Below are 15,258 nucleotides of genomic sequence, written 5' to 3'. Positions count from 1 at the left end.
TTCAGGCCGAGCGGTTGAGCAGTTCGGGCAGGCGCTGCAACAACGTCGGAAGTGCCTCGCTGGCGGTCTCGCGCAACGAGACCGTGGCGCTGTCGGACAGCGGCGTGCGCTCGGGGTTGACCTCGATGACGGGCTTTCCCGCGGCCAGGGCCGCCTCGGGGAGACCGGCGGCCGGGTAGACGATCGAACTCGTGCCGACCACGATCACCACGTCGGCGCTGCTCACCGCGAGCACCGAGCGATTCCAGGCGGCGTCGGGCAGCGGCTCGCCGAACCACACCACGCTGGGACGGATCAGGCCGCTGCACGGGCACACCGGCGGGTCGATGGTCTCGACCGGTTCCGGCATCTCGGGGAGGTTGCCCTCGAACGCAGACCCGCAAGCGTCACAACGGAATTCGAACAGGCTGCCGTGCAGGTGGTACACATTGGTGCTGCCCGCGCGCTCGTGCAGATCGTCGATGTTCTGGGTGACGACGCGCACGTCGAGGTGGTCCTCCCAGGCGGCCACGGTGCGGTGCGCTTCGTTGGGCGCGACCCGCGCCATCATGTAGTGCCGCCACAGATACCAGGCCCACACCTTCTCGGGGTTGCGCTGCCAACCGTCGGTGCTGGAGATCTCGTACGGGTCGACCTGGGCCCACAGGCCGGTCTCGGCGTCGCGGAACGTGGGCACGCCGCTTTCTGCCGAGATCCCGGCGCCGCTGAGCACAGTAACTTGCACGTCAACCAAGGTAGCGGGTCTTCGGGACGGCGGGTCAGGAGGACCTGGACGGATAAAGGAGCATACTCAAGGGTGTGACCGAATTGGGGGATTGGGTCTCTATAGATCCCGATAGCGACAAACCGTTGTTTGACCAGCTCAGGGTACAGATCATCGATGGGATCCGAGACGGGCGACTGTCTCCGGGCACCCGATTACCCACCGTGCGCGAACTTGCCACGCACGTCGGTCTGGCCGTCAACACCGTGGCCCGGTCCTACCGGGAACTCGAAGCTGCGGGGGTGCTGGAGACGCGGGGGCGGTTCGGCACCTTCGTGGCGCGCGCCGATCCGGCCGACGCCGCCATGGCCGCCGCGGCCAACTCGTTCGCCGAGGCGGCCCGGTCGCTGGGAATCTCCAGGGACGACGCGCTGCGCTACATCGAGTCCGCGCTGGACTGACGCCAGGCGCGCTCAGCCGAACTCGAGCAGCGCCATGACGGGGCGGATGGGGTCGAACAGCGGCAGGCGCTGCACGCCCCACACCACGGTGCGCATGAACTTGCCGCGCGCCGGCGGGAACGGCAGATCGTGCACCACGCGCACACCGGGCACGGTGTTCACCAGGTCGGCGACCTCGGCCGGGGAGAGGCTGAACGGCATCGGCGGCACCCGGTAGCGCCGCGATGTGCGCATGCCCTTGCGCGCCCACGCGGCGAACCACGACGGCGGCAGGTCGAAGATCATCTGGCCGTCCGGGAAGCGCCGCGCGCATTCCTTGATCAGGCCCATGGACTCCTCGGGCTGCAGGTACATCAGCAGCCCTTCGGCGGTGATGAACACGCCCTCGGAGTCGTCGACCTGGTCCATCCAGCTGTAGTCGAGCGCCGACTGCGCACGCGTGCGCACCCGGTCCGACGGCGGCAGCAGCTTGTTCCGGATCTCGACCATCGGCGGCAGATCCACCGTGAGCCAGCAGAACTGATCACCGACGCCGGCCTCGTTGAGCCGGTAGAAGCTGGTCTGCAGCCCCTCGGCGAGCGCCACCACGGTCGCCTTCGGATGATCCCGCAGGTAGTCGCTCGTGGCGCGGTCGAAGATCAGCGACCGCAGCGCCATGTCCTGGCGGTGCGAGTGGCCGAACTTGGCGAAGTCGAAGTCGATCGAATCGACGAGCTGCACGGCCATGGGATCCTTGATGAGTCCGTCGGGGCGACGCGCCTCGTTCGCCCGAACCTGCAGCGTGAGCAGCGCGGTTTCGGAGACCCCGGTCAGCGAGACTCTGGTGCGTGCGGTGGCATCGGTCGTCACCTGCCCGAATGTACCGAAACCGGTCAGCGCAACACTTTGTCGAGCGTGCGCAGGTTGCGGGTGGTGGTCGAGGACTTGTATCGCTTCTTGCCCATGGTCTTGCCGATCGCGCTGTCCAGCGTCGCGGTGCGCGGCACCTGCCAGTAGAGCACGCCGTCACCGCGTCGCACCTGCTCACCCGGACCGGGCGGCAGCGCGGCGAGTTCGTCGAGCACGGCGGGGTCACTGACGAACGTCACGTACGAGTGGTGGTCCTCGACCTCGCGCTCGAACGGGTACGCGGCCGAGATCCGGGCGAGTTGCCCGAGGTCGTAGACCAGCACCCACGCCTCGTATCCGAACGCCTCACGCAGTGCACGCTCGGCGGTCTCACGCACACCGTCCGCGTCGGATGCGCTGTCCAGCAGGACATTCCCGCTTGCAAGGATGGTGCGGACGTCGTCGAATCCGGCATCGGTGAGCACGCGCGCCAGCTCGGCCATCTTGATGTTGATGCCACCGACGTTCACCCCGCGCAGGAAGGCCGCATAGCGCGTCATGGCACGTCAGCGTAGTCCGTCACTCGGTCAGCAGGTCGTCCAAATCGGTTTGTGAGGTCGTGGTGATCGCGCGCAGCACCTCGTCGTGGCTGGGCGAGCGCAACGACACGATCGAGGTGTGGTTTTCGCCGGTCAGCATCTTCACCGCGGCGCGCCCGCCCTGCTGTTTGACCGCGGCGACGTAGCGCCTGGAATTCTCGGGCGACACGACGGTGTCGCGGGTCCCGTGCAGGGCGAGCACCGGCACCTCGGGATCGATGTTCTGGATCGGGTCCACCGAGGTGTAGCGGTCCGGCACCTCGGTGGGGCGGCCGCCGAGCACGCGCACGATGTGGTGGTCGCCGTGCTCGGCCGCGTACACCATGTCCAGCGGCCCGGCCAGCGAGACGACGCGCGTGGGCCGGAACGACGGGTGCGAGCCGACCTCGTCGTCACGCAGCTTGTGCCGGGTGCCCGCCCACACCGCGAGTTGCGCGCCCGCACTGTGCCCGACGACGAGTTCGTCGTCGACGGTGAGCTGCGGGAACCTCTTGTCCACCTCGGTGACGTAGTCGAGGGCGGTGGCCACGTCGTGGAACGTCGTGGGCCAGCCGCCGCCGGAGCCGACGCGGCGGTACTCGATGTTGTAGACGGCCATACCGTGGTCGGCGAGTTCCCTGGCGAGGCCGTCGAACACGTCGGCGCCGAGCTTGCTCTGCCACGCTCCGCCGTGGATGAGGACCACCAGCGGGATCGAGTCCACCTGCTGCGGACCGGCAGGCAGGTACAGGTCGGCCCAGTTCTGCTCGCTGTCCGCGGCGTACTCGAAGCGCTGAACGGTCACCTCGGGCAGCACCTCGACCTCGGCCGCGGCGGGCGTCTCGGTCACCTCCGTGGGCAGCGCACCGCACCCGGCCGACGTCACGATCGCTGCGAGCAGCGGGGCCAGAAAACGAACCACGTTGGAGCGCTTGGCCCCGCTTGCTCGGTGGTGGAGCGTCCACGGCGTGGTCGCCGAGATCCCCTCGAGAGTGTTGCCGTCGATCGTCGCCATCGAGACGATCGTAAAGATCTGCGCGCGACGGCGGGATCCTCCCGAGAAACGACGTAGTCTCGTCACATGGGGCGTCAGGTGTTCGATGACAAGCTGCTGGCATTGATCTGCAACAACTCACTCGGTGTGCTGGCCACGATCAAGCAGGACGGGCGACCACAGCTGTCCAACGTGTCCTACCACTTCGATCCGCGGGCCCAGACCTTCCAGGTGTCGATCACCGAACCCAGGGCCAAGACGCGCAATCTGCGCCGCGATCCCCGCGCGTCCATCCACGTCAGTTCCGACGACGGGTGGGCGTACGCGGTCGCCGAGGGCGACGCGATCCTCACGCCGCCCGCCGCGTCCACCCACGACGACACCGTCGAGGGGTTGATCGCGTTGTACCGCAACATCTCCGGCGAACACCCCGACTGGGATGAGTTCCGGCAGGCCATGGTCGACGACCGCCGCGTGCTGATGACCCTGCCCATCACCCACGTGTACGGAATGCCGCCCGGCATGCGCTGAGCGGTCTAGGCTGAGCGCATGACCGACGAGACTCCCGAGAGCGACAACAAGCGCAAGTTCCGGGAGGCGCTGGAGCGCAAGAAGGCCAAGGCGGCAGGCGGAGCCGACCACAAGGACGCCGGACGGACCCAGCCACGGTCACACGGCCCCGTCGAAAACCGCCGCGAGTTCCGGCGTAAGAGCGGGTAGTTCAGGCCAATTCGACTGCCGCGGAGCGGATCGCAGCAGGGTTTGCGAGCCAACGCGCAAGAACAAGCGCCGCGATCATCACGACGACGCAGTAGACCCCCTGGTCTTTGAGGCCCCACGCCACCGAGGCCAGCGTCGCCGCGCCTGCCGTGCACAGCAACAGTCCGACCGTCAGGCTGCGCATCCCCGGCGTGGGCACGGATCCGCCGTCCCACAGCGGCAGCGGGTTGTTCTCCAGCGGGCGCAGCGCCACGAACGCGATACCGACCAGAGCCGTCATCAGCACCATCTGCACCACCGACAGCGCGACGAAACCGGGTGAGGCCGGGTCGTAGCGGTCGAACCCGGCGTAGTCGAACACAAGGTGCATGCCGAGCAGCAGCGGCATGTGCCACAGGTACAGCGTCATCGCCCCGGAGTTGCCGATCACGGCGAGCCACCACACGCGGGGCCGTTGCGCCCACCGGGTGATCGCGGGTGCCAGCGCGATCGCGAACGCGCACAGCATGATTGCGTGCCCGGCCAGCAGCAGTGACGGCGGTGTCATGTTCTTGAGCTGCTGGGTCTCGATGCCGACGAGGCTCAATTCATAAGGGCCGAAGTACAACAGCGCCAGGTTGACACTGAGCATGACCAGGCCGATCCGCAGGGCCGCACGTGCGGACAACAACCGCCGGCGGTAGGCGACACCGAGCATGCCGGGGATCAGCCACACCACGGTGTTGAGGTAGCCCAGCGTGGCGTAGCCGTCGGCGTTGATCCGCACGGTGTCGACGGCCGCGATGAACACATAGGTCCCGAGCACCGCGGCGGCGAGCCGGCCGGTGGTGGTGATGCGCGCGAGCAGTGGCACGGCGGCCAGCACCAGGACGTAGGCGCCCAGGAACCACAACAACTGTGTCGAGATGCCCGCGATCGGTTCGTATACGTGCACGGGGAGGATCGCGCGCAGCACCACCAGCGTGGCGGTCCAGAACGCCAGGTAGTAGAACACCGGGCGGTACAACCGCGTGCAGCGGCGCAGCAGCCATCCGCCCCACGCGGTGCCGGGCCGCCACGATTGCACGCACGCCGCGACCCCGGCGAAGAAGAACAGCGGCATGATCTGGAACACCCAGGTCAGCGCCTGGAACACGGGCGAGGCCGTGAGCAGGTTGCTCCAGATGAACACGTCGTCGCGGATCGTGCTGGTCGCCATGATCGTGTGGCCCAGCACCACACCCACCAGGCTCACGATGCGGATGACGTCGATGGCACGGTCACGGTCGTGCGGAGTGCTCGCCGCCACCTCGGCCGGGCTGGGGAACACCGTCATCGCGTTTGCTGTCATGGAAGCAAACGCTATGGGGCGTCGGCGATGGGGTCTCTAGGTAGAAGCACTCAATTCCGCGCTCTCGGCGCGTCTCTGCCGGGATTCCTCGACCAGGATGGCCACCAGACAGATCACCGCGAGCACGCAGACCGCAAGAGCGAACGCGATGCCTGCGGGGCGCAGGCCCCAGTGTTGCGCCGAGAGCCCCTCACCGACCACGGGCAGCGAGATCGCGACGTAGGCGACGACGAAATAGGTCGAGCTCACCTCGGCGCGACGGTCGGGCGGGGTCTTCTCAGCGATCGCGGCCAACCCCCGGCTGAAGCTCATACCCTGCCCGACGCCGGACACGACGGCCGCGGCGATCAGTGCGGGCAGTGACGAGAACAGCAGTGCCGCAGTGAGAATGAGCATGCCGGCGATCAGGATCGCGCAGCCGACGGCCACGGCCCGCCCTGGTTGGACCCGGTTGGCGAGTACCTGTGTGACGGCCGAGGCCGCGAAGATCGAGCAGGCGACCGCACCGGCGACGGCGTGGTTGTCGACGCCGATCACGTTGGACAGAAACGACGGTGCGACCGCCGTGTACATCCCCGTGACGGCGAAACCGGCGAACGCGGCGATGGCGGCGATGACGAACACGGTGCGCACCTCGGGCGGCACCGAGAGCCGCTGCAGGCCGATGCTGCCGGACCTGCTCGACGTCTCCGGAACGGCGAACACCGCGGCGCCGGCGAGCACCGCCATCACGATGTGGACGACGAACGACAGGTGCAACGGTCGGGGTGCGTATTCGACCAGCAGACCCGCGAGCAGCGGACCGGTGCCCAGGCCGCCGATGTTGGCGACGGTGGCGACCGCGGCGGCGCGGGTGCGCCAGGCCGGCGGTGCGGCCTCGATGACGGCCGCGGTCGCGGTCCCGGTGAAGATGCCCGCCGACAGGCCCGAGAAGATCCGCCCGATCAGCAGCACCGGGACGGAGTCGGCCATCAGGAACACCCCGGCGCTGATCAGCGCGGCCGCCACACCGGCCAAGAGCATGGGCCGTCGGCCGATGGCGTCCGACCAGCGGCCGAACAGCAGCAACGCAAACAGAACGCCACCGGCGTAGGTGGCGTAGATGACGGTGGTGGTGAGCACCGCGAAGTTCATGTGCTCGGCGTAGAGCGCATACATCGGGGTCGGCAGTGTGGTGCCGACCATGATCGCCGCGAAGGCATAGGCCAGAAGGGCAAATGAGAAACGCCGAGTGTGGGGCACGACCCGATCAACGCTTGCGCGTCGTCGACCTAATCCCCACACCCGGCGTCCGGTAGATGTGATGTCAGTGTGAAATTGCTTTTTCAGCGCCGACACCGGTCAGCGAGCGGACCTCCATCTCGGCGGCGATGGCGGGATCCTCGTCATCCGGCGAGGTCAGCGTGCCGACGATGCCCAGGATGAACGCCAGCGGGATCGACACGATGCCCGGGTTGGCCAGCGGGAAGAAGTCGAAGTCCGCGCCGGGGATCATCGCGGTCTTCGAACCCGACACCGCGGGGGAGAACACGATCAGCACGATCGTCGAGATCAGGCCGCCGTACATGCTCCACAGGGCGCCGCGGGTGTTGAACCGCTTCCAGTACAGCGAGTACACGATGGTCGGCAGGTTGGCCGCGGCCGCGACCGCGAACGCCAGCGCCACCAGGAACGCGATGTTCTGCCCGTTGGCCAGGATGCCCAGACCGATCGCGAGGACGCCCAGCACCACCGCGGTGATGCGCGAGACCCGCACCTGCTCGTCCTCGGTCACCTTGTGCGACTTCAGCACGCTGGCGTACACGTCGTGGGCAAACGACGCCGACGCCGTGATGGTCAGGCCCGCGACCACCGCGAGGATCGTGGCGAACGCGACCGCGGAGATGATGCCGAGCAGGATCACGCCGCCGAGTTCGAACGCCAGCAGCGGGGCCGCCGAGTTCACACCACCGGCCGCGCCGAGGATGCGGTCGGGTCCGACGAGCGCCGCCGCACCGTAGCCCAGCACCAGGGTGAACAGGTAGAAGGCGCCGATCAGCGCGATCGCCCACACCACCGAGCGGCGGGCTTCCTTGGCGGTCGGCACGGTGTAGAACCGCATCAGCACGTGCGGCAGGCCCGCGGTGCCGAGCACGAGCGCCAGCGCCAGCGAGATGAAGTTGATCTGCGAGGTGAACGATCCGCCGTACTGGGCACCCGGGGCCAGCACGTCGCGGCTTGCGACACCCTGCGTGGTGGATTCCGAGATCGCGGTCTGGGCGGAGCCGAGGATGTCGGAGAGGTTGATCCCGAACTTCACGAGCACCATGACCGTCATGAGGCCGGCGCCCGCGATCAGCAGCACGGCTTTGATGATCTGCACCCACGTGGTGCCCTTCATGCCGCCCACCAGGACGTAGACGATCATCAGGACGCCGACGACGGCGATCACCAGCGACTGGCCGGACCGGCTGTTGACGTCGAGCAGCAGTGCGACCAGACCACCGGCGCCCGCCATCTGGGCCAGCAGGTAGAACAGCGACACCGTCAGCGTGGAGGTGGCCGCCGCCATGCGGACCGGGCGCTGCTTGAGCCGAAAGCTCAGCACATCGGCCATCGTGAATTTGCCTGTGTTGCGCAACAATTCGGCGACAAGCAGCAGGGCGACAAGCCACGCCACCAGGAAGCCGATCGAGTACAGGAAGCCGTCGTAGCCGTAGACGGCGATGGCGCCCGCGATGCCGAGGAAGCTGGCCGCCGACAGGTAGTCACCGGCGATCGCGATGCCGTTCTGTGGGCCGGAGAAACCGCGACCGCCGGTGAAGAACTCGGTGGCGGTGGCGTTGCGCTTGCTGGCGCGGATCACCACGAAAAGCGTGACGACGACGAAGAGGCTGAAGATGCCGATGTTGGCTGCCGGGTTGCCGACGGTCTCGGCGGCATGCAGGGTCACGTTCACTGCGCGGGTCCTTCCAGTTCCTCACGGATGGCGGCCGCACGCGGGTCGAGTTCCCGGTTGGCGAACCGGACGTACAGACCGGTGATGACGAACGTCGACAGGAACTGGCCCAGGCCGATGATCAGGCCGACGTTGATGTTGCCGATCACCTGGATTGCCATGAAGTCGTGGGCGAAGGCGCCCAGGGCGACGTAGATGGCGTACCAGACCAGGAAGAACGCCGTCATGGGGAACACGAAGCGCCGCAGCCGGCTGCGCAGCTCCTTGAATTCGGGGCTGGCCTGCATGGCCACGAATTGCGCACTTGTGGGCGCGCGTCGGGGGGATAGGTCGGTTTCGGACACCGTGACTCCTGAAGGTCAACTGTGGGCGGGCTCGCGCACTGAACCTAATTGAGATGTGAGTCACATAGGGGATTGCCTGCTGGGCAGACGCCGAAACCCGGCAGTGCTGCGCTCAACGGTCGGTCATCGACGTTAAACGGCACTGTGATCGGCCGTGATCAGCGGGAAACGACCACCTTGCCCACCATGCGACCGGACTCGACCATCCGGTGTGCCTCGCGCAGGTTCGCCGCCGTGAAGCCGTCGATGGCCGTGGTCAGCGTCGTCCGCAGTTCACCGCGGTCCACCAGATCGGCGGCGTCGGCGAGCAGCCGTTGCTGCGCGGCGATGTCGTAACCGGTGAGCGGCCGCGTGAACATCAACTCCCAATGCCACGCAATGCTTTTCGTCTTCAGGCCCACCAGGTCCAGGCCTTCCGGCTCGTCGATGGCGGTGATGTGGCCGAAGGGCCGGACGATGTCGGCGAACACGTCGACGTTGCCTGCCGAGAACGGCGTGAACAGGTAGTCGACACCGTCGGGCGCGACGTCGAGCGCCTGTGCGCGCAGATCGTGGTGGTCGATCACCTCGTCGGCGCCCAGGTCGCGCGCCCACTGCCGGGACTCGTCGCGGCTCGCGGTCGCGATCACCCGCACCCCGGTGAGCTTCTTGGCCAGTTGGATCATGACCGATCCGACCCCACCGGCGGCGCCGAGAACCAGCAGGTCGCCCTGGGATTCCGCGGTGAGGTTGAACCGCTCGAACAGCGTCTCCCATGCGGTGATGGTGGTGAGAGGCAACGCGGCGGCGTCCCGGAACGACAGTGAGCGGGGTTTGCGCGAGACGATGCGCTCGTCGACGGCGTGCAGGTCGGCGTTGGTGCCGGGCCGGCTGACGTCACCGGCGTACCAGACCTCGTCGCCGACGGACAGGGTGGTGACCTCGCTGCCGACGGCCTCCGCGACGCCCGCGGCGTCGAACCCGAGGATGGTGGGTTCGGTTGACGGGCTCAGGCTGCGCCGGCGCTTGATGTCGACGGGGTTCACCGACACCGCCTCGACGCGCACCAGCACGTCGTGTGGCCGGAGTTCGGGCACCTCGATGGTGATGTCCTGCAACGAGTTAGGGTCGTCGATGGGCAGCGCGTCGAACGCGCCGATGGCAGTCATGGTTGGCATGGGGCCGATGCTAGACCGTGAACCTTGGTGTCTTCCAAGGGCGATAAGTGTCATCGAGGAAAGCACCGCTGGTCGAGTACGCTTCCGACGGGTCGTCACGGGCCCTGTAGCGCCGGCGGTCAGCGGGACTGCGGCAGACGTTCGACGCCCATACCGAGCCGTTCCGGTACGTGCATACGCGCGAAGATCTGCGCGACGGTGGGTCCGCTGAGTGTTGTGCGGGTGGCCAGGCTGACGACGATCATCGTCAGGAACGCCAGCGGCACACTGACGGCGGCCGGGTATCCGATCATCACCGCGGGCCAACCGCCCAGGACGTTCTCGTCGACGCCGCCGGCGATCGCGATGATCACGGCGCTGCCGCACACCACCCCGCCGACCACCAGCCCGCTGGCCGCGCCCACCACGGTCAGCCGGCGCCACCAGATGCCCAGCACCAGAAGCGGGCACAGCGTCGAGGCCGCCACCGCGAACGCGAGCCCGACGCTGCGGGACAGTTCGAGTCCGGATACGAACAGCGACAACGGGATCGGGATGATCCCGCCGATCACCGCCGCGACGCGGAAGTCACGCACCCGCCCCCGCAGCACGTCGGTGGCCAGCGCGCCTGCGATGCTCACCAACAGTCCCGACGACGTCGCCAGGAACGCCGCGATCGCACCGGCGGCCACCAGCGCGGCCAGCAGTTGTCCCAACGCCCCGCCGATCGCCGCGCCGGGCGCCAGCAGCACCGCGGCGTCAGCGGTTCCGGTGATCAGCAACTGCGGCACGTACAACCGGGAGAACACCCCCAGCAGCGTCGGGAACAGGTAGAACAGCGACAGCAGTGCGATCACCGCCAGCGCCGTGCGTCGCGCGGCCCGCCCGTCGGGGTTGGTGTAGAACCGCACCAGCACGTGCGGCAGGCCCATCGTCCCGAGGAACGTCGCGACGATGATCGACACCACCTGATACAGCGGGTGGCCGCCGCCCAGACCGCCGCCGGAGGCCAGCCACTGCGAACCGGTGCTCGGCGTGCCCGCGACCACCGGGGTGGCCGCGCCCGCGTCGAGGGTGAGGGTGGTTCCGGCGTCGAGGGTGTGGTCACCGGGTGCGCCGATCGGCGCGTCGGCCACCTCCTGACCATCGAGGGTTCCGGTGACCGTGATGCCGGCCGGTTCGACGACGCGCACTACGACGTCGGTGTCGATGGCGACGGTGGTCTGCTCCTCGACGCTCGGCGGGAGCGGCCCGCCGAGTTCGCCGCGATCGTTGATGAACAGACCGAGCAGTGCGAGCGCCGGGATCGCGATCGCGGTCAGCTTGAGCCAGTACTGGAAGGCCTGGACGAACGTGATCGAGCGCATGCCGCCAGCGACCACGTTGGTGATCACGATCGCGCCCACCAGCAGCGGACCGATCCAGACCGGTGCGCCCAGCAGCGTTTTCAGCGCGAGCCCGGCGCCCTGATACTGCGGCGCCAGGTAGAACACACAGATCACCACGACGACCAGCATCGCGACCTTGCGCAACCACACTGAGCCGAGCCGGAATTCGGCGAAATCGGGCACGGTATAGGCGCCGGAGCGGCGCAGCGGCGCGGCGACGAACAACAGCAGGCCCAGGTAGCCCGCCGTGAAACCCACGGGATACCACAGGGCGTCGGCGCCGTACTTCGCGATCAACCCGGCCACACCGAGAAATGATGCGGCCGAGAGGTATTCACCCGAGATCGCCGCGGCGTTCCAGCGTGACCCGACGCTGCGCGAGGCCACCAGGAAGTCGGATGTGGTGCGCGAGAACTTCACGCCGTAGGCGCCGATCGCGATGGTCGCCACGGCCGCGAACAGCAGCGCGGCAGCGGTCAGGGGAGAGCCGGTCATGGTTCGCTGTCGACCACGCGGACGAAGTCCCGCTCGCCCTGCTCGGCCAGCCGGACGTAGATCCGTCCCACGCCGTAGAGCAGGGGATAGATCAGCCCGGCCAGGATCAGCCAGTTCAGCCGGATCCCGAACACGGAGAGCGACGCCAGTTCCGGTGCGGCCGTGGTGAACAGCACCACAGCCGCCACGATCGAGACCACCACCGCGGCCAGGCGCAGCGCGAGCCCGAGTTGGGCGCGCATCAGGCCGCGTACCAGCGCGTCGCCCACCTGGGTCTGCTCCTGCACCTCGATGCGGGTGCGCACCATGCGCGCGCCTCGTCGGTGCGCGAGCACGACGCGTCGTCGTACCGGTTTCTCCCCGCTAGTCATCGGCACCTGTCGGTTTCAGGTTGCGCATGGGGTCACGGACCAGGCGGTCGCGCAGTTCTCGTGCCTGCCTGCGGCTCACGGGAAGTTCGACGGCGGGGGAGGCGCCGTTGGCGCGCAGGCGCACCAGCACGGCACCGTCGGCGGTGCGCAGGCCCGTCACTTGCTTCAGCGACACCAGGTACGACCGGTGGATGCGCTGGAAGCCGTGGTCTCGCCAACGGGTTTCCAACGTGCTCAACGGGATTCGGACCAGGTGCGCACCGGTGGCCGAGTGCAGCCTGGCGTAGTCGCCCTCGGCTTCGACCCAGCCGATGCTGTCGCGCGGCACCAGGTGGGTGATGCCGCCGAGTTCGGCGGGGATCACCGCGGAGTCCTGATCGTCGGCGGGGGTCTCGGTGGTCGGTGAAGGCGCGGCGCCCACGCGTCGGACGGCTTCGTCGAGGCGGTTCTGCCGGATCGGTTTGAGCAGATAGTCGACCGCGCCGACGTCGAACGCCGCGACGGCCTTGTCGTCGTGCGCGGTCACGAACACCACCGCGGGCCGGTGCGCGAAGTTGGTGAGCACGCCGGCGAGTTCGATGCCCGACAGGCCGGGCATGTTGATGTCGAGGAACACCGCGTCGATGGTGTGCCGGTTCAACTCGCGCAGGGCCGAGGTCGCGTCGGAGGCCGTGAGCACCTCGGCGACATCGGGATTGCGGCCCAGCAGATAGGCCAGTTCGTCGAGTGCGGGGGCTTCGTCGTCGACCGCGAGCACGGTCAGTGCGCGTGTGCTCATCCGAATGCACCTCCGCCGGCGTGCACGCCGGACCGGAACTTCGGTACCCGCATCATGACCTTGGTTCCCGCTCCTAACGCCGTCTCGACCACAAGACCGTAGTCGTTGCCGAAGGCGGCGCGCAGGCGATGGTCCACATTCGTCAGACCCACGTGTGCGCCCTGGTCGGTGCGATCGGCCAGCGCGTCACCCTGTCCGGCGCGCAGGGTCTCGGGGTCCATGCCTGCACCGTCGTCCTCGACGGTGATGACGCAGTCGGTGCCCTCGTCACGCGCGATGATCTCGACGGTGCCGCCGCCCTGGCCGGCCAGCCCGTGACGCACGGCGTTCTCGACCAGCGGTTGCAAGGCGAGGAACGGCACCACGACGTTGAGCACCTCGGGTGCCACCTGCAATCGCACCTTCAGCGACTGTCCGAACCGGGCGCGCTCCAAGGTGAGGTAGCGATCGATGTTGCGCAGTTCGTCGGCCAGCGTCGTGTACTGGCCGGCGGCCCGGAACGAGTACCGCGTGAAGTCGGCGAACTCCAGGATCAGCTCGCGGGCGCGGTCGGGATCGGTGCGCACGAACGACGCGATGGTGTTGAGCGCGTTGTAGATGAAGTGCGGGCTGATCTGGGCGCGCAGCGCGAGCACCTCGGCGCGGTCCAACCGGGCGCGTGACGCGTCGAGTTCGGCGAGTTCGATCTGGCTCGCGGCGTATCGCGCCACCTCGCCGACAGCGCCGAGCATGCCCGGCCCGGGTGTGCTCGCGGTGACCACCACCAGGGCGCCCAGCACGTCGCCTGCCTCGGTGAGCAGCGGCTGGGCCACCACGGTCATCGGCCGGGCGCTGGTGAGCTTGCGGCGCTGGTCGGCGATCGAGTCGCGGGCCGTGCTGGTGCACGTGTCGATGATGTCGGTCTGCCACAGCGCGTCGTCGTCGGGATCGAGCGCGAGCAGCTGACCGTCGCCGTCGAACAGCGCGAGCCCCTGCGTGACGGTGAGCCCGCGCAGGTACGGCGCCGCGGTCTGCGCCGAGTCGGTGTCCAGGCCGCGGCGTAGTGCGCGTGCCGCCGACGACGCGGTGTGCAGGGCCGCGTGGACGGCCCGTTCGGTGGGGGTTGCGACGACGCGGCGGGTGCGCACCACCACGATCGCGACCACCGCCGTCAGCACCAGCGCCAACGCCAGCGCTATCGCAACCTCGCCCGACACTATTGAGACATTATTGGAGCCCTATTGAACCGGGCACGCGTATTGCTGCGCGACGTTCATGACGCGCTGCTGGGCACCCGGGCCGACGACCCCTTGCGCGGCCAGTTCCAGACCGATGTAGCCCGGGATGCCGCCGATGCACGCCTGGTGGGCCACGCGCCACGCGGTGTCCGGGTTCAGGTGGTAGCCGTTGCGTTCCAGGCCCTGCATGTACTCGTCGAATGCCGGCGTGCCCTGGTCGGGGATCGCGTGTGCCGCAGCAGCAAAGGCGATCGCGGCGCCGACCGCGGCCACAAGGGGCGCAATCACACGTTTCATGTCTGTTCTCCAGGGGTGTCACCAGGCAAATACTGATTACACGTTCGCACACCGCACCGACACCGGCGTCAAAACGCGATCTAAACTGGCCACGTGCCCACGCTGCAGCTTGTGCAAGACCCGGACGCCGACGCGCTGTTGGAGTCCAACCCGTTCGCGCTTCTGGTCGGCATGCTGCTCGATCAGCAGATCCCGATGGAGACCGCGTTCGCCGGGCCCAAGAAGCTCGCGGACCGTATCGGGAAGGTCGACGCGGTGCACATCGCCGAGTACAACCCCGACAAGTTCGCCGAGAAGTTCTCCGAAACCCCTGCCGTGCACCGGTTTCCGGGATCGATGGCAAAGCGGGTGCAGGCGCTCGCGCAGGCCGTCGTCGACGATTACGACGGTGACGTCACGGCGATCTGGACCGGCGGTGACCCCGACGGCCCCGAGGTGCTGCGCAGGCTCAAGCGGCTGCCCGGGTTCGGCGATCAGAAGGCCCGGATCTTCCTGGCGCTGCTGGGCAAGCAGTACGGCGTGACGCCCGAGGGTTGGCGTGAGGCGGCGGGTGACTACGGCAAGGCCGGCACCTACATGTCGGTCGCCGATGTCGTGGATGCCGGGTCGCTGCAGAAGGTCCGCGCGTACAAGAAGGACATGAAGGCCGCCGCGAAAGCCGCCAAGAACAAGTAGGCCAA

At 68.1% G+C, this 15,258-nt stretch carries 18 protein-coding genes; 4 read left to right on the top strand and 14 right to left on the bottom strand.

The genetic code is table 11. The features are described from left to right. Position 1: 1 nt before the first annotated feature. Positions 2 to 724, bottom strand: a complete 723-nt coding sequence (gene cobB, locus AT701_RS25295; RefSeq protein ID WP_011730361.1) for an NAD-dependent protein deacylase — start codon at positions 722 to 724, stop codon at positions 2 to 4. A gap of 74 nt (positions 725 to 798) precedes the next feature. On the opposite strand from cobB, the gene AT701_RS25290 reads away from it, so the two are divergent. Beyond that, the gene (locus AT701_RS25290) at positions 799 to 1,164 is read left to right on the top strand and encodes an Rv1152 family transcriptional regulator (protein WP_014878257.1); all 366 of its coding nucleotides are present in this window, start codon (positions 799 to 801) and stop codon (positions 1,162 to 1,164) included. A 12-nt stretch (positions 1,165 to 1,176) separates the two neighbouring features. Here AT701_RS25290 and AT701_RS25285 read toward each other — a convergent pair whose 3' ends face one another. Genes AT701_RS25285 through AT701_RS25275 form a run of 3 tightly spaced genes read right to left on the bottom strand, consistent with a single transcriptional unit; the run spans position 1,177 to position 3,585 of the window. Continuing rightward, positions 1,177 to 2,013, bottom strand: coding sequence for a class I SAM-dependent methyltransferase (locus AT701_RS25285; RefSeq protein ID WP_058126835.1), 837 nt, complete (start codon positions 2,011 to 2,013; stop codon positions 1,177 to 1,179). A 23-nt stretch (positions 2,014 to 2,036) separates the two neighbouring features. After that, complete coding sequence (locus AT701_RS25280) at positions 2,037 to 2,552, bottom strand: DUF1697 domain-containing protein (RefSeq protein ID WP_011730359.1); 516 nt, start codon at positions 2,550 to 2,552, stop codon at positions 2,037 to 2,039. Positions 2,553 to 2,571: 19 nt separating this feature from the next. Then, the gene (locus AT701_RS25275; RefSeq protein ID WP_011730358.1) at positions 2,572 to 3,585 is read right to left on the bottom strand and encodes an alpha/beta hydrolase family protein; all 1,014 of its coding nucleotides are present in this window, start codon (positions 3,583 to 3,585) and stop codon (positions 2,572 to 2,574) included. 66 nt (positions 3,586 to 3,651) lie between these two features. Between AT701_RS25275 and AT701_RS25270 the strand changes: the two genes are divergently transcribed. Both AT701_RS25270 and AT701_RS25265 read left to right on the top strand, forming a co-directional pair. Beyond that, positions 3,652 to 4,095 carry a PPOX class F420-dependent oxidoreductase gene (locus tag AT701_RS25270; RefSeq protein WP_011730357.1) on the top strand — a complete coding sequence of 148 codons (444 nt, stop codon included), beginning with the start codon at positions 3,652 to 3,654 and terminating at the stop codon, positions 4,093 to 4,095. An 18-nt stretch (positions 4,096 to 4,113) separates the two neighbouring features. After that, entirely contained in the window at positions 4,114 to 4,284 is a 171-nt protein-coding gene (locus tag AT701_RS25265; RefSeq protein ID WP_003896571.1) for a DUF5302 domain-containing protein, read from the top strand. Position 4,285: 1 nt separating this feature from the next. On the opposite strand, the gene AT701_RS25260 is transcribed toward AT701_RS25265, so the two are convergent. The 10 genes from AT701_RS25260 to AT701_RS25215 all read right to left on the bottom strand — a co-directional run bounded on the left by AT701_RS25260 (position 4,286) and on the right by AT701_RS25215 (position 14,578). Then, positions 4,286 to 5,614 (bottom strand): acyltransferase family protein, encoded by a 1,329-nt coding sequence (locus tag AT701_RS25260; RefSeq protein WP_014878255.1) that lies wholly within the window; start codon positions 5,612 to 5,614, stop codon positions 4,286 to 4,288. A 36-nt stretch (positions 5,615 to 5,650) separates the two neighbouring features. Further along, positions 5,651 to 6,856: an MFS transporter gene (locus AT701_RS25255; RefSeq protein ID WP_003896567.1), complete on the bottom strand. Its 1,206-nt coding sequence runs from the start codon at positions 6,854 to 6,856 to the stop codon at positions 5,651 to 5,653. Between the two features lie 64 nt (positions 6,857 to 6,920). Beyond that, positions 6,921 to 8,552, bottom strand: coding sequence for a monocarboxylic acid transporter (locus tag AT701_RS25250; RefSeq protein ID WP_011730355.1), 1,632 nt, complete (start codon positions 8,550 to 8,552; stop codon positions 6,921 to 6,923). Next, positions 8,549 to 8,896 carry a DUF485 domain-containing protein gene (locus AT701_RS25245; protein ID WP_011730354.1) on the bottom strand — a complete coding sequence of 116 codons (348 nt, stop codon included), beginning with the start codon at positions 8,894 to 8,896 and terminating at the stop codon, positions 8,549 to 8,551. Before AT701_RS25245 ends, AT701_RS25250 begins: the two co-directional genes overlap by 4 nt. A 158-nt stretch (positions 8,897 to 9,054) precedes the next feature. Next, the gene (locus AT701_RS25240; RefSeq protein ID WP_058126834.1) at positions 9,055 to 10,053 is read right to left on the bottom strand and encodes a zinc-binding alcohol dehydrogenase family protein; all 999 of its coding nucleotides are present in this window, start codon (positions 10,051 to 10,053) and stop codon (positions 9,055 to 9,057) included. A gap of 119 nt (positions 10,054 to 10,172) precedes the next feature. Further along, entirely contained in the window at positions 10,173 to 11,915 is a 1,743-nt protein-coding gene (locus AT701_RS25235; protein WP_011730352.1) for a sodium/solute symporter, read from the bottom strand. After that, on the bottom strand, positions 11,912 to 12,286 hold the full coding sequence (locus AT701_RS25230) for a hypothetical protein (RefSeq protein ID WP_029104514.1): 375 nt from the start codon (positions 12,284 to 12,286) through the stop codon (positions 11,912 to 11,914). Before AT701_RS25230 ends, AT701_RS25235 begins: the two co-directional genes overlap by 4 nt. Beyond that, positions 12,279 to 13,064, bottom strand: a complete 786-nt coding sequence (locus tag AT701_RS25225) for a LytR/AlgR family response regulator transcription factor (protein WP_003896559.1) — start codon at positions 13,062 to 13,064, stop codon at positions 12,279 to 12,281. Before AT701_RS25225 ends, AT701_RS25230 begins: the two co-directional genes overlap by 8 nt. Continuing rightward, positions 13,061 to 14,260, bottom strand: coding sequence for a sensor histidine kinase (locus AT701_RS25220; RefSeq protein ID WP_058126833.1), 1,200 nt, complete (start codon positions 14,258 to 14,260; stop codon positions 13,061 to 13,063). Before AT701_RS25220 ends, AT701_RS25225 begins: the two co-directional genes overlap by 4 nt. Positions 14,261 to 14,281: 21 nt before the next feature. Continuing rightward, entirely contained in the window at positions 14,282 to 14,578 is a 297-nt protein-coding gene (locus AT701_RS25215; protein WP_011730351.1) for a hypothetical protein, read from the bottom strand. 93 nt (positions 14,579 to 14,671) lie between these two features. Between AT701_RS25215 and AT701_RS25210 the strand changes: the two genes are divergently transcribed. Further along, entirely contained in the window at positions 14,672 to 15,253 is a 582-nt protein-coding gene (locus tag AT701_RS25210; RefSeq protein ID WP_003896556.1) for an HhH-GPD-type base excision DNA repair protein, read from the top strand. The last annotated feature ends 5 nt before the right edge of the window (positions 15,254 to 15,258 follow it).

It is taken from the genome of Mycolicibacterium smegmatis, assembly GCF_001457595.1.
In the GTDB taxonomy this organism is placed as follows: domain Bacteria; phylum Actinomycetota; class Actinomycetes; order Mycobacteriales; family Mycobacteriaceae; genus Mycobacterium; species Mycobacterium smegmatis.
The sequence above is the reverse complement of the archived record's forward strand: the minus strand, read 5'-3'. Positions and strand labels throughout refer to the sequence as shown.